The 13,349-nt window shown below is 70.3% G+C and carries 14 protein-coding genes; 11 read left to right on the forward strand and 3 right to left on the reverse strand.

Annotation, left to right across the window (positions count from 1 at the left end):
- Positions 1-53: 53 nt before the first annotated feature.
- Positions 54-602 carry a TetR/AcrR family transcriptional regulator gene (locus tag AW272_RS40695; RefSeq protein ID WP_157518650.1) on the reverse strand — a complete coding sequence of 183 codons (549 nt, stop codon included), beginning with the start codon at positions 600-602 and terminating at the stop codon, positions 54-56.
- 36 nt (positions 603-638) lie between these two features.
- Here AW272_RS40695 and AW272_RS19165 point away from each other — a divergent pair, with 36 nt between their 5' ends.
- The 9 genes from AW272_RS19165 (at position 639) to AW272_RS19205 (ending at position 10,837) form a co-directional block, all read left to right on the forward strand.
- The gene (locus AW272_RS19165) at positions 639-926 is read left to right on the forward strand and encodes a hypothetical protein (RefSeq protein ID WP_083958466.1); all 288 of its coding nucleotides are present in this window, start codon (positions 639-641) and stop codon (positions 924-926) included.
- 32 nt (positions 927-958) lie between these two features.
- The gene (locus AW272_RS19170) at positions 959-3,655 is read left to right on the forward strand and encodes an AAA family ATPase (RefSeq protein WP_218010957.1); all 2,697 of its coding nucleotides are present in this window, start codon (positions 959-961) and stop codon (positions 3,653-3,655) included.
- A gap of 55 nt (positions 3,656-3,710) precedes the next feature.
- Positions 3,711-4,544: an alpha/beta fold hydrolase gene (locus AW272_RS19175; RefSeq protein ID WP_066366935.1), complete on the forward strand. Its 834-nt coding sequence runs from the start codon at positions 3,711-3,713 to the stop codon at positions 4,542-4,544.
- Complete coding sequence (locus tag AW272_RS19180) at positions 4,544-5,338, forward strand: alpha/beta hydrolase (RefSeq protein WP_066366937.1); 795 nt, start codon at positions 4,544-4,546, stop codon at positions 5,336-5,338. The genes AW272_RS19175 and AW272_RS19180 overlap by 1 nt, the downstream gene beginning before the upstream one ends.
- 58 nt (positions 5,339-5,396) lie before the next feature.
- Complete coding sequence (locus AW272_RS19185; protein ID WP_066366939.1) at positions 5,397-6,407, forward strand: glycoside hydrolase family 113 protein; 1,011 nt, start codon at positions 5,397-5,399, stop codon at positions 6,405-6,407.
- Entirely contained in the window at positions 6,385-6,951 is a 567-nt protein-coding gene (locus tag AW272_RS19190; protein ID WP_083958467.1) for a TetR/AcrR family transcriptional regulator, read from the forward strand. Before AW272_RS19185 ends, AW272_RS19190 begins: the two co-directional genes overlap by 23 nt.
- Before the next feature lie 75 nt (positions 6,952-7,026).
- Positions 7,027-7,938, forward strand: coding sequence for a GNAT family N-acetyltransferase (locus tag AW272_RS19195; RefSeq protein WP_083958468.1), 912 nt, complete (start codon positions 7,027-7,029; stop codon positions 7,936-7,938).
- An 86-nt stretch (positions 7,939-8,024) separates the two neighbouring features.
- Positions 8,025-8,378, forward strand: coding sequence for a hypothetical protein (locus AW272_RS19200; RefSeq protein WP_066366944.1), 354 nt, complete (start codon positions 8,025-8,027; stop codon positions 8,376-8,378).
- Between the two features lie 155 nt (positions 8,379-8,533).
- Positions 8,534-10,837 (forward strand): alpha/beta hydrolase, encoded by a 2,304-nt coding sequence (locus tag AW272_RS19205; protein ID WP_157518651.1) that lies wholly within the window; start codon positions 8,534-8,536, stop codon positions 10,835-10,837.
- A gap of 133 nt (positions 10,838-10,970) precedes the next feature.
- Here the strand turns inward: AW272_RS19205 and AW272_RS19210 are convergent, their stop codons facing one another.
- Positions 10,971-11,981, reverse strand: coding sequence for an aldo/keto reductase (locus AW272_RS19210; protein WP_066366949.1), 1,011 nt, complete (start codon positions 11,979-11,981; stop codon positions 10,971-10,973).
- Positions 11,982-12,071: 90 nt separating this feature from the next.
- Between AW272_RS19210 and AW272_RS19215 the strand changes: the two genes are divergently transcribed.
- Complete coding sequence (locus tag AW272_RS19215; protein ID WP_066366951.1) at positions 12,072-12,647, forward strand: TetR/AcrR family transcriptional regulator; 576 nt, start codon at positions 12,072-12,074, stop codon at positions 12,645-12,647.
- Here the strand turns inward: AW272_RS19215 and AW272_RS40700 are convergent.
- Positions 12,631-12,873 carry a winged helix DNA-binding protein gene (locus AW272_RS40700; RefSeq protein ID WP_083958469.1) on the reverse strand — a complete coding sequence of 81 codons (243 nt, stop codon included), beginning with the start codon at positions 12,871-12,873 and terminating at the stop codon, positions 12,631-12,633. The genes AW272_RS19215 and AW272_RS40700 overlap by 17 nt on opposite strands.
- Positions 12,874-13,127: 254 nt before the next feature.
- Between AW272_RS40700 and AW272_RS40705 the strand changes: the two genes are divergently transcribed.
- A complete protein-coding gene (locus AW272_RS40705; RefSeq protein WP_083958470.1) occupies positions 13,128-13,346 on the forward strand; it encodes a Rossmann-fold NAD(P)-binding domain-containing protein in 219 nt (72 codons plus the stop codon).
- Positions 13,347-13,349 lie beyond the last annotated feature (3 nt).

Genomic DNA, 13,349 nt, shown 5'->3' on the forward strand with positions numbered 1-13,349 from the left:
GCCCCCGATTCTCCGCAGATTCGGGACATGATGACAGAGGTGGGGCCGCCGCCTCAGTGGCCCGTCTCCCGGACGGCGGCGATGACGGCCGCGACCTCCTCGTCGAGGAGCAGACCGGCGTCGAGGCTCATGGCGTCGTACATGCCCGCGATCTCCAGCGAGACCAGCCCGTGCAGCCGCGACCAGCCGAGCACGCCGAGCCGCAACGCGGCCGGCGAGAAGTCATCCGGTACGCCGATGCGCGCCGCCCACTCCTTGAGCGACCCGTCGAGCGCGGTGGCTTTCGACGACGCGGGCGCCAGATCGTTGAGGGCGACCAGGAACCGCAGCATGGCCTGATCGAACGCCGCGACGCCCTCGGGCGGGTCCTGGGTGCCGGGGGCGCGGTCGCCGAGCAGCATCCGGTAGCGGCGCGGGTGGGCCAGCGCCCAGCGCCGATATCCCCTGGCGATCAGCCCGACCCGGGTGGCGGCGTCCTTCTTCGCCGCTTTCTGTACGGCGGTGACGACGGCCGAGGCGAGGTCGGCGTAGGCGTCGACGACGAGCGCCTCCAGCAGGGCCTCGCGGGACGGGAAGTAGCGGTAGAGCGCGGGGGGCGTCATGCCCATGGCCTTGCCGACCGACGCGATGGACAGTTCGTGCGCTCCGGCCTCGTCGACGAGTTCGCGTCGATGGTCGCCTTCGCCGGCGGCGTCATGAACATCGTCAACGCAGGCGACGACCGGCTGATGGCCGAGGGCTGGCGGACCCTCGGCTACCTGGTCTTCGCCGCGATCTTCGCCTTCGCGATCGGCGCCGTGCCCGAGGCCCAGGTCGCGAGCGTGGTCGACCTGGGTCTGGTGGTGACGACGGTGGCGGCGTACGTGCTGTGCAAGGGCTGGCTGAGCTGGCGCGTCACGGCGCCCGCTGTCGCCGATTACCGGTGACCGGGTCGTCTGTTTAAGGCAGTATGACCGCCGTGACCATCGTGGGCCGCACTGAGGAAAAGGCGAGTCTCGACCGTTTCGCCGAGACGTTGCGTGACGGGTTGAGCGGGGTCGTCGTCCTGCGGGGTGACGCGGGCATCGGGAAGACGGTGCTGCTCGACCACGTGGCCGCCGCCGACGGGGTGCGCGTGGTCCGGGTCTCCGGGGTGCAGGAGGAGGCGGCGTTCGCGTTCGCCGCGCTGCACCGGATGCTCATCCCCCTGACCGGGCCCGGCGGGCTGGCACCGGCTCTGCGGGTCGCCTTCGGACTGGCGGAGGGGCCGCCGCCCGACCGGTTCCTGGTCGGCCTGGCCACGCTCAACCTGCTGGCCGAGGTGGCCGCCGAGCGGCCTCTGCTGTGCTGTGTGGACGACGCCCACTGGCTGGACGACGATTCGCTCGGGGTTCTCGCGTTCGTCGGCCGGCGCGCCTTCGCCGAGGGGATCGGGCTGGTGTTCGCCACCCGTTCCGAGCTCCACGGACTCGCCGGTCTGCCGGTCACCGAGCTCGGCGGCCTGGCGGAGGACGACGCGCTGGAGCTGCTGCGCCGTGCCGTCGACGGCGATCTCGACACCCGGGTGGCCGCGCGCATCGTCACGGCGACCGGAGGCAACCCGCTGGCGCTCACGGATCTGGGCCGGGAACTGTCGGCCGACCAGTTCAGCGGCGGACTGTCCCTGCCCGACCCGCTGCCGGTCGGCCGGCGGTTGGAGGAGCACTACCTGCGGCAGGAACGCGACCTGCCGCCCGGCACCCAGACCTGGTTGCTGCTGGTCGCCGCCGAACCCGGCGGCGACCTCGGTTACATCATCGAGGCGGCGCGCGGACTGGGCGTGGACGCCGACGCCTCGGGACCGGCGGAGGAGGCCCGGCTGGTCGTGCTGGGGACGAGCGCCAGGTTCCGTCACCCGCTCATCCGCTCGGCCGTCTACGGTGGCGCCACCAGCGTCGACCGCCGGCGGGTCCACGCCGCGCTGGCCGAGGTGACCGTCCGACCTGCCGACGTCGACCGGCGGGCCTGGCACCTGGCCGCCGCCTGCGTCGGACTCGATGAGAAGGTGGCGGTCGAGCTGGAACGCTCGGCCGACCGGGCGGGAGGACGAGGCGGGTTCGCGGCCCGCGCCACCTACTTGGCCAGGGCCGCCGAGCTGACCCCCGACCCGGGCGAACGCAACCGGCGGCGGGCCGGTGCCGCCGAGGCCTCGCTGGCCTCGGGCGCGCCGATCCAGGCCCAGGCGCTGCTCGACAGCCTCGACGTGGACAGTCTCGACGACGTCGACCGGGGGAGGGCCCTGACGACACAGGCGATGGCCTCCATCATCCTGGGCCTGCCGCGCGCGTTCGGCATCGCCCCGGAGATGTTCATGGCCGGCGCCCGCGCCTTCTCCACGCACTCGCCCGAACGTGCGAACGAGGCGATGATCCGGGCCGCCGAACGGGCGATCTCAGCCGAACACCTGCTGGAGGGCACCAACTTCCAAGAGATCGCCGAGGTCGGCCGCGCGCTCGGCCACCCCTGTCCGGTGATGCGGTCGTTCTCGGCCCTGATCCTCGACGGCTACGAGGCGGCGGTGCGGCCCATCCGCGCGGCGACCGCCCACATCCTCGATCCGGAGACCTCCGACGGCGAGGTCCTCGCCAAGTTCCAGCTCGTCGTCTCGCTGGCGATGATCCTCTGGGACGACGAGGAGCAGACCGCTGTGACGCGCCGCGCGGCCGACGTGGCCCGGCGCACCGGTTCGCTGGTCCACCTCGACATGGCGCTGTACTCCTGGTCGCTGCAGTCCGCGATCCTCGGCGACCTCGACCACAGTGACGCGCTGGTGCGCGAGTGTCACCAGATCAGGTCGGCGATGGGCGCCAACGACGAGATGTGGGAGATCTACCGCCCGCCGGAGCTCCAGGCCTGGCGCGACGTGCCCCACGTCCAGGAGTTGCTGCGCCGCACCGTGGAGGCCTGCGACACCCTGGGCGCCGGCGCGGTCGCCGGCATGGGCGACATCGCGAAGTCCGTGCTCACCCTGGGCCGCGGCGACTACGCCGAGGCGACGGAAGTGCTGTCCGGCCTGGTCGACGGTGACACCATGGGGATGCACACCCGGGTGCTCCCCGACCTGGTCGAGGCCGCCGTGCGGTCGGGCGACCGGGTCCGCGCCGAGGCCACCCTGCACACCCTGACCACCCGCGCCACCGCCAGCGGCTCGCCCCGCGCGCTCGGCGTGCTGGCCCGCTCCGAAGCGCTGCTGCACCACGGAGAGCACGCCGAGGCCTCACATCTGCGGGCCGTGGGCCTGCTCGGTCAGGTCTGCGCCCCGGGCGAGCTGGCGCGGGCGCACCTCCTCTACGGCGAGTGGCTGCGCCGCCAGAAGCGCCGCCGCGACGCGCGTGACCAGCTGCGCAGCGCGCTGACGATGTACGAGCGGATCGGCGCCCCAAGCTACGCCGACCGCGCCCGCAAGGAACTCGTCGCCACCGGCGAGCAGCCGCACACCCGGACCGGTCACGCCACGACCACCCTCACCTCGCAGGAACACACCATCGCCGTGCTGGCCCGGGGCGGCGCGACCAACACCGAGATCGCCGCGCAGCTCTTCCTCAGCGCCAACACCGTCGACTACCACCTGCGGAAGATCTTCCGGAAGCTCGGCATCACCTCACGCAGGCAACTGACGCAGGCGATGGACGACTAGGGACTACGCGTTCCACGGGATTCGCGGACGGGGTCTCCCGCTGCACGATCGGCTCATGCCGTTCATCTCGACACCCGACGGAACCCGCATCTTCCACAAGGACTACGGTTCCGGCCGGCCGGTGGTGCTCAGCCACGGCTGGCCGCTGAACTCCGACAGCTGGGAGGCCCAGGCCCTCTTCCTGGCCTCGCACGGCTATCGGGTCGTCGCCCACGACCGCCGCGGCCATGGGCGGTCGGACGCGACCTGGCTCGGCAACGAGATGGACACCTACGCCGACGACCTGGCCGCGTTGATCGAGAAACTCGACCTGCGGGACGCCACGCTGGTGGGCTTCTCGACCGGCGGCGGCGAGGTGGCCAGATACGTCGGCCGGCACGGCACCGCCCGCGTGCGGCAGGTGGCGCTGATCTCGGCGGTGCCGCCGTACATGCTGAAGACCGGCGACAACCCGGGCGGCGTGCCCGTCGAGGTGTTCGACGCCCTCCGCGCGGGTTCGCTGCACGACCGGGCCCAGCTCTACCGGGACCTGGCCGACGGCCCGTTCTTCGGCGGCAACCGGCCGGGGGCCGACCCGTCGCAGGGCGCGCGGGACGCGTTCTGGCGGCAGGGCATGCAGTCCGACCACCGGTCGGCCTACGAGTGCGTCGCGGCCTTCTCCGCGACCGACTTCCGCGCCGACCTCGACGCGATCGACGTGCCGGCGCTGGTCGTCCACGGGGACGACGACCAGATCGTCCCCTTCGAGGTCGGCGGCAAGTGCTCGGCGGCCCTCATCAGGGACGCCGAACTGAAGGTCTACGCGGGCGCTCCGCACGGCATCACCCACACCCACAGCGAGCGGCTCGGCCGCGACCTGCTCGATTTCCTCAACGGAGGTTCACACTGATGAAGCCTGACACGATCGTCCTCATCCACGGGTTCTGGGTCACCCCGCGAAGCTGGGAGCACTGGAAGGCGCGTTACGAGGCGCGCGGTTTCAAGGTGCTCGTGCCGGCCTACCCGGGCTTCGAGGTCGAGGTCGAGTCGCTGAACGCCGACCCGACGCCGATCGAGAACGTGACCGTGCCGCAGATCATCGAGTCGCTGGAGACGCTGATCGGCGGCCTGGACACCCCGCCGATCCTCATGGGCCACTCGGCGGGCGGCGTGTTCACCCAGGTCCTGCTCGACCACGGCTTCGGTGCCTGCGGCGTGGCCATCAACTCGGCCCCGACCGAGGGCGTGCAGGTCATCCCGATCTCGCAACTCCGGGCGACCTTCCCGGTGCTGAAGAACCCGGCCAACCGGCACCGCGCGGTCGGCTTCACCTTCGACCAGTGGCGCTACGCCTTCACCAACACCTTCCCCGAGGCGGAGGCCCGCGCGACCTACGAGCGCTACCACATCCCCGCCAGCGGCAACATCTTCTGGGGCTCGGCGCTGGCCAACATCCACCCGGGCAAGGACGACAACTGGGTGAACTACCACAACGACGACCGCAAGCCGCTGCTGTTCATCTCGGGTGAGCTCGACAACCTCATGCCCCCGAAGGTGCAGCGCTCGAATGCCAAGCACTACAAGTCGGCCAAGACGATCACCGAGATCATCGAGTACGAGGGCCGCGCCCACCTCATGCCCGCCGAGACCGGCTGGGAGGAGATCGCCGACGCGGCGCTGGAGTGGGCGCTCGACCATTCCTGATGATTGCGCGCCGCGCACTTGATGCGTGACACGCAAGTTCTCTGGTAGGTTCGGCGGCATGAACGTGAGAGGCGTCAACTACGACACCGGCTTCGCCGACGTCCACGCCCGTGCCGCCGGGCGCACCACCCACGAACCGTTCGACCCTGTCGTGGTCGCCCAGGAGATGCGGGTCATCCGCGACGAACTGCACTGCACGGCCGTCCGGATCAGCGGGCAGCATCCGGAGCGGCTGAAGGCCGCCGCGAGCGCCGCCGCGCAGGCCGGGCTGGAGGTGTGGCTGTCACCGTTCACCTGCGACATCACCGCCGGCGAACTGCTCGGCGTCATCGCCGACCTGGCCGATCACGCCGAGACGCTGCGGCTCTCCGGCGCCGAGGTGGTCATGGTCACCGGTTCTGAGGTGAGCATGACGACCGACGGCTTCCTGCCCGGGGCGACCTTCGTGGAGCGGCTTCCGCTGCTGCCCACCGGGATCGCCGAGGTGCCTGACAAGATCAACGCGTTCCTGGCCGAGGCGGTCACGCTGGTGCGGGAGCGCTTCGGCGGGCGGGTGACCTACTCGTCGCTGCCGTTCGAACAGGTCGACTGGACGATCTTCGACATCATCGCCACCGACGCGGGATACCGGTCGGCGGCGACCGCCGGGACATACCGGGAATCCGTTCGCGCACTGGTCGAGCGGGGGAAGGCGCTCGGCAAGCCCGTCTCGGTCAACGAGTTCGGGTGCGTGACCTTCCGGGGCGCGGCCGACGCGGGGGAGCGCGGCGACGCCATCGTGGAGTGGGGGAGTGACGGTCGGGCGGTCGGTCTCTCGCGTGACATCGTCCGCGACGAGGAGGAGCAGGCGCGCTATCTGAAGGAGGTGCTGACGATCCTCGACGAAGAGGGGGTCGACGCCGCTTTCTGGTACACCTTCGCGCGGTGGGACCTGCCGGAGGAGTTCGATGTGGCGAGTCCCGGTGTGGTTAAGGTGCTCGGTGACCACGTGCGGTGGGAGCGCAAGCTGGCTTTCACGGCACTCGCCGACTTCTATGGGGGCACCCTTGACCGACCAGCGGGCCCGTAACAAGCAGGCCACCCGCGAGGCGATCACCCAGGCCGCGCTGCAGCTGGCGATCGAGTTCGGGCCCAACGGGCTGGCGCTCGTGCGCGTCCACGACATCGCGTCCGCGGCGGGGGTGTCGCCCCGGACCTACAACAACTACTTCTCCAGCCGGGAAGAGGCCATCTGCGGTCTCCACGCCGACCAGTCGAAGCGCGCGGGCGAAGCGTTGCGGGCGCGCCCCGCCGACGAGCCGCTCGGCGTGGCACTCACGGAGGCGATGGTCGAGCTGTTCACCGACCCGGAGCCCGACAGGGCCGGGCTGCGCATGATCATGCTGACGCCCGAGCTCGAGGGCGAGGCGCTGAAGGCGTTCACGGTGGGGGAGACGTCGCTGGCGGAGGCGATCGGGGAACGCACCGGACAAGACGGCCTCTGCTCGGAGGTGACGGCGGCGGCGGTGGTGGCGGCGATCAGGGTGGCGGGGAAGACCTGGCTGACACCGGCGGCCAACCGGCCGTTCGCCGATGTCATCAGGCAGGCGCTGGGGTGTGTCCTGCGAGGCTGAGGTTCGGCCATCCGTCGATGTCGTCCAGCGTGCGCCGGGGTGTGCCTTTCGAGTCGGATTGGCTATTTTCCGGACATGACTGTGACTTTCCGGCCGCCGACCCGGGCGGATCTCACCGAGATCGCCGCCGTTCTCGGCACCGATGGGCCCAATGAGCTCGGCCAGAGCGTGCTGGGCATCGGTCTGCTCGAAGGTGAGTGGAGCAGCGCGACGTTCGACCCCGCCACCGACGCCTGGGTGGCCGTCGGCGAAGACGGCTCGATCGTCGCCTACGGGCACGCGACCCTCAACGGGCCCGGGCTCGTCAGGTCATGGGGAGTGGTGCGTCCCGACCGTCGCGGCGAAGGCATCGGCACCGCGTTGCTCGACCGCATCGAAGAACGGGCCGACGACCTCCTGGCCGGTTCGTCTCCGGCCACGTTCCGCCATTCCGTCACCGCGACCGACCAGGCCATCGCCGGCATGCTCCGGGGCCGTGGGTTGAGCCCGGTCCGCCATTTCTGGTACATGCACCTCGACCTGGCCGACCCGATCACGCCCTCTTCGGACGCCTTCGACATCCGCCCACTCATCGGCCCCGACGAGCTCAGATCCGTCCACGGCGTTCTCCAGGCCGCCTTCGCCGACGACTGGGGCTACCAGCCCGAGCCCTTCGACCAGTGGGCCGGAGAGCAGACCGACGACCCGGCCCACTGGCTGCTGGCCTCGGACGGCGGTCGGCCCGTCGCCGCGCTGATCACCAGAACCGAAGGCACCCGGGGCTGGATCGCCGAACTCGGCGTGCTGCCTGCCCACCGGGGCCGGGGCATCGCGGACGCCCTCCTCCGCCGGGCCTTCACCGCGTTCCGCGCCCGTGGCCTGAAAGACGCGATGCTGAACGTGGACGCCGCCAACCCGACCGGCGCGACCAGGCTCTACGAGAACGCGGGGATGCGGGTCATCTGGCGCTGGGACCTCTGGGAACGCGTCGCCACCGATCACGCCTGACGAGTCATGCGCGGGGCATTCGACCGCACTCTTGCCAAAGTGTCAGAGAACACCACAAATCGATCATCGCGTGAAACGATCACCCGATGCGAATTCTCATCTCCGCCTTGTCCGCCGCGGCGCTCCTCTTGACCGCGACCCCCGCACAGGCCGCCGCGCCCAAGGACCCGGTGAAGGCCGTCCGGGCGCTGCTGTCACCCGGCAAGGGGGTCAGGTTCACCGACGTCACCGACATCGTGACCAATGGCGACGGCGTCACCGTTCAGCGGCGCACCGGATCCCTCATGTTCGGGAAGGGGAGGATCGCCGCGTCCGACATCACCGCGACGTGGGAGAAGACCCCCTTCGGCGACTCCCACGACAACGGGCGGACGATCCGGATCGGGCGCGAACCTGGTGACCACGAAGACGTTATAACCGTCCGAAATCCTCGTTTGTAGGCGATCGTTTACTCCGTTGCAACACGGATTAATGTCGGGACAATAGTTGAAAGTTTAACCTCGTGCTGTTTCGTGAGCTTTGTGTGGCTTGCGGGACGTAAGTGCACGAGAGGAATACCATGAGGCTTTCTAGGGCTGCCGCGATCCTCGCGGTGGTGACGGGGTTAATCTCCCTGCCCCTCCCCGCGTCCGCCGACACCTGGTCTGTTGTCGAGGTCGACGGGGGATACAAGGTCACGTTGACGCTCGACGAACCCCTGCCGGTCCGGGACTCCGTTCCCGAACTGGCGGTGGACGGTGAGTCGCTCGGCTTCGCCACCGAGAGCGCCGACGGTCACACCCTGACCCTGCTCACCGACGACCCGCGCGCCGCCGGCGCCGGCAGTGTCGAGGTCGCCTGGAACGGTGTGGTCGAGTCGTCGGCGCAGGTCAGGTCCAGGGCCATATACACCCCGCCCGCTGACCCCCAGCCCTCGACGATCCCCACGGACCCGGGTGTGCTTGGACCGTTCGAAGTCACCGAGACCGACTACGACCTGGGCTCGCAGGCCATCGCCCTGGAAGGTCTCGGCGGTCGGCTCGGCGAGCTGAAGGCCCGTGTGTACGCGCCCACCGGTGCCACCGGGCGGCGTCCGCTGGTGCTGTTCCTCCACGGCCGGCACTCCGCCTGCTACGACGCGGTGACCCGCCGCACGAGCAACGCCGCCTGGCCGTGCCCGGCGCCGCAGATCCCGATCGACAGCTACACCGGCTACAAGGGTCCGGCTGACGCGCTGGCCAGCCACGGCTACATCGTCGTCTCGGTCAGCGCCAATGCGGTCAACGCGTTCGACGCCAACTTCTCCGAGGACCGGGGCGCGCTGGCGCGTGGCGAGGTCGTCATGCGGCACCTCGACCTGATCAACGAGGCCGAGAAGGGCAAGGGCGACCCGCAGCTCGTCGCCCTGTTCAAGGGCCGGGTCGACCTGGACAACGTCGGCATGATGGGCCACTCGCGCGGTGGCGAGGGTGTGGCCAAGGCCGTGCTGATGAACGCCGGGCGGGCCAAGCCCTACGGCGTGCGCGCCGTGCTGCCGCTGGCGCCGACCGACTTCGCGCGGGCGTCGCTGCCGGGCATCCCGACGCTGACGATCCTGCCGTACTGCGACGGAGACGTCTCCAACCAGCAGGGTCAGCACTTCTACGACGACTCCCTGTACGCCGCCCCCGGCGACACCGCCTTCCGGTCGGTCCAGATGGTCATGGGCACCGACCACAACTTCTTCAACACCGAGTGGACGCCCGGCGTGGCCACCGCCCCCGCCTCCGACGACTGGTCGAACAACAACGACCCCGTCTGCGGCAACCGCGCGGCCTCCCGTCTGCTGCCCGCTGAGCAGTACAACGTCGGCACTGCCCTGATGGCCGGGTTCTTCCGGCTCGTCCAGGGCCAGGAGACGGCGCTGCTGCCGCTGTTCGACGGCAGCAACAAGTCCGTCGCCTCGGCCGGCCGGGCCGTCGTCTACTCCGTCGCCCAGGCCCCGGCCGCGAGCCGGATCGACGTCGACACCTTCTCGGGGTCGACGATCTCGACGACCTCCGGCTCGGCGACCGGCGTCATCTGCGCCAGCATGCTCGACCGCTCCCCGCAGAGCGGCCTGCCCTCCTGCGCGACCAAGCTGACCACCTCGCAGGCCCCGTCGTGGACCCCCGCGACCTACCTGCCGAACGCCACGGCGACCTCGCTCCTGCGGTTCACCTGGGCAGACACCACCGGCAAGCTCACCGTGCCGCTGGCAGAGCGGAACATCTCGAAGGCCGAATACCTGACCTTCCGGGTCGCCCGTGACGAGAACATCCCGGCCGCGCAGCCGCTCGACCTCGCGCTCACCCTGGTCGACGGCCGCGACCGCAGCGTCACCGTGCCGGTCTCCTCGCTGAGCACCGCGCTCGAGGCGCTGCCCGGACTCGCGTCCCCGCTGCCGAAGACCTGGCTGCGGGCGGTCCGCCTGCCGCTGGCCGGACTCAGCGGCATCGACAAGAAGGACATCAAGGAGGTGTCGCTGACCGGATCCTCGGCCACCGGCGCCGTCTACCTGGCCGACCTGTCGTTCACCCGCTACCGCGTCGGCGAGGAGACCATCGCCACGCTGCCGCAGGTCTCGGTCGGCGACGTGACCGTGGTCGAGGGCAACGGGCCGGGCACGGCGACCATCCCGCTGACCCTGTCGCGGGCCGCCGCCCAGCCGGTGACCGTGTCGGTGCAGGCCCTGTCGGCCGGTACCAACCCGGTGATCGCCTCGCTGGCGACGTCCATCACCATCCCGGCCGGTTCGACCGGCGGCACCTTCACGGTGCCGGTGACCGGTAACACGATCAAGTCCACGACGGCGCAGTCGTACCAGGTCGTGGCCGGTGTCTCGGCCGGCGCGACCGTCGGCGACGGCTTCGCCCGCCTGGTCGTCACCGAAGACGACTGAGAGTAGAAGAGAAGGGGCCGGTCCGTACTCGCGGGCCGGCCCGTTTCCTTCTCGCCGTCGATGGTCGAAAAGCTCTTTTTTCCGTTACGGCTCCGCCTGGCCGGCCACCCGACGAAGTGCCCCGGACCGAGTCTCACGCAGCCCTTCTCCGCAGGCTCGGGTCAACGAGGGCCGGAGGCAGGTAGGCGGCCTCGTCACGCGAGCCGACGTCGGTGCCCGGCGGCACGATCTCGTCGATCCGGTCGAGGATCTCCTCGCTGAGCACGACGTCCATCCCAGCGAGCAGGTCGTCGAACTGCTCCATCGTGCGCGGTCCGATGATCGCGCTGGTCACGCCGGGATGCGCGATCGCGAAGGCCATCGCGAGGTGCGTCATCGGCAGCCCCGCCTTCTCGGCCAGCGGAACGATCTGCTCGACGACATCCAGTCGCCGCTCGTCGCTGAACGATGAGAACCGCGCGGCCCGTCGCAGATCGGTCGTCTGACCCTTGCGAAGGCGACCGGTCAGCATCCCCTTCGCGAGCGGGCTCCACACCAGCGTGCCCATCCCATACCGCTGAGCGACCGGCAGCACCTCGGATTCGATGCCCCGGTTGAGGATCGAGTAGGTCGGCTGCTCGGTGCGGAACCGCTCCAGTCCCCGTCGCTCGGCCACCCACTGCGCCTCGACGATGTCCGAGGCGGGCATCGTGGACGACCCGATCACCCGCACCTTCCCGCTGCGCACCAGGTCGGACAGTGCCGACAGCGTGTCCTCGATGTCGGTCTCAGGGTCCGGCCGATGGATTTGATAGAGGTCGATGTGGTCGGTCCGCAGACGGCGGAGGGAATCCTCCACCGCCCTCATGATCCAGCGCCGCGAGTTCCCGCGTTGGTTGGGGTCGTCACCCATCGGCAGACTCAGCTTGGTCGCCAGCACGACCTCGTCCCGGCGCCCCTTGAGCGCCTGTCCGACGATCTCCTCCGACTCCCCGCGCGAGTAGACGTCGGCGGTGTCGACGAAGTTGATCCCCGCGTCCAGCGCCTTGTGGATGATGCGGATCGCTTCGTCGTGGTCGGGGTTGCCCATGGCCCCGAACATCATCGCGCCGAGCGCGTAGGGGCTGACCTTGATACCGGTCCGGCCGAGCGTGCGGTAACGCATGCGGCTCCTCCTGACAGAGGGTAAATTAAGCGGAACGTCTTTCCGGAACTATACGGAAAAGCTTTCCGCTTAAGCAAGTGAAGGAGTGCCGTGACGGAGACCCCGGCGCCGCGCCCGCTGCGCGCCGACGCGCGACGCAACGTCGACGCCCTGCTCGAGGCCGCCAGAACCGTCTTCGGTACGTCCGGAGTCGACGCCCCCGCCAAGGAGATCGCCGACCTGGCGGGTGTCGGTGTCGGCACCCTCTACCGGCACTTCCCGCTGCGCTCCGACCTCGTCAAAGCCGTCTTCCAGCGCGGCGTCGACGCCTGCGCCGACGCCGCCCCCGCGTTGAGCGCGGCCCACGAACCGGGGGCGGCCCTGGCCGAATGGCTCCTGCGCTACACCGAGTTCCTCGCGACCAAACGCGGCCTCGCAAGCGCCCTCCACTCGGGCGACCCGGCGTTCGAGTCGCTGCCCGGCTATTTCATGGGCCGGTTGGGTCCGACGCTCGGGACGCTGCTCGAAACCGCGAGGTCGAGTGGCGAGATCCAGGCCGATGTGACCCCGGAAGACCTGCTCTACGCCGTCGCCACCCTCTCCCAGCACGGCGTCGCCTACAGCGGGCGCATGGTCGCCCTCCTCGTCGACGGCCTGCGCTACCGCGCCGTCAGCGGTCGTTCGTGAGGCGGTCGAGCAGTTCGATCAGGCGGCTCAGGTCTTCGTCCGGCCAGTTCTCGGTGCGGGCGTAGAACTCCCGCCCGCGTTCCTCCAGCGTCGCCGCCACCCGCCGGCGCCCCTCTTCGGTGAGCCCGACGATGACGCTGCGCCGGTCGTCGGGGGCGGGCGAACTGTCGAGCAGCCCGAGTGACCGCATCTTGCCGATCAGGGTGCTGGTGGAGCTGCGGTCCATGCCGACGGCCCCGGCGACCGCGCTGGGGCGGGCGGGCCCGAACGCGTTAAGCCAGCGGGCTCGCCCCCTGGCTGCTGACCCGCGAACTCCTCCCGGCCCTGCACCGGGCCCCGGAAGCCAGGATCGTCACCGTCGCCTCCCCGGCCGCCCGCCGCCACGGCACGCTCCGGCTGCCGGCGGACCTGACCGAGACGGTCCCGTTCACCGCGCGCGGATCGTCGGCGCACTACGGCAGGTCCAAGCTGCTCGACATCATGTTCACCCTCGAACTCGCCCGCCGCCTGACCGGCACCGGCGTCACCGCCAACTGCCTGAACCCCGGCTTCAACACCACCGGCCTGGGCCGCGAACTGCGCTTCGCCGCGCCCCTGGAGAAGATCCTCACCCGGCTGATCCGGCCGCCGTCACTCGCCGACGACCCCGGCCTCCAGGCCAGGCTGTGGCGCGATACCGAACGCATCCTCGACGGCTGAGGC

The sequence above is a fragment of the Herbidospora mongoliensis genome, from assembly GCF_001570545.1.
Lineage (GTDB): Bacteria > Actinomycetota > Actinomycetes > Streptosporangiales > Streptosporangiaceae > Herbidospora > Herbidospora mongoliensis.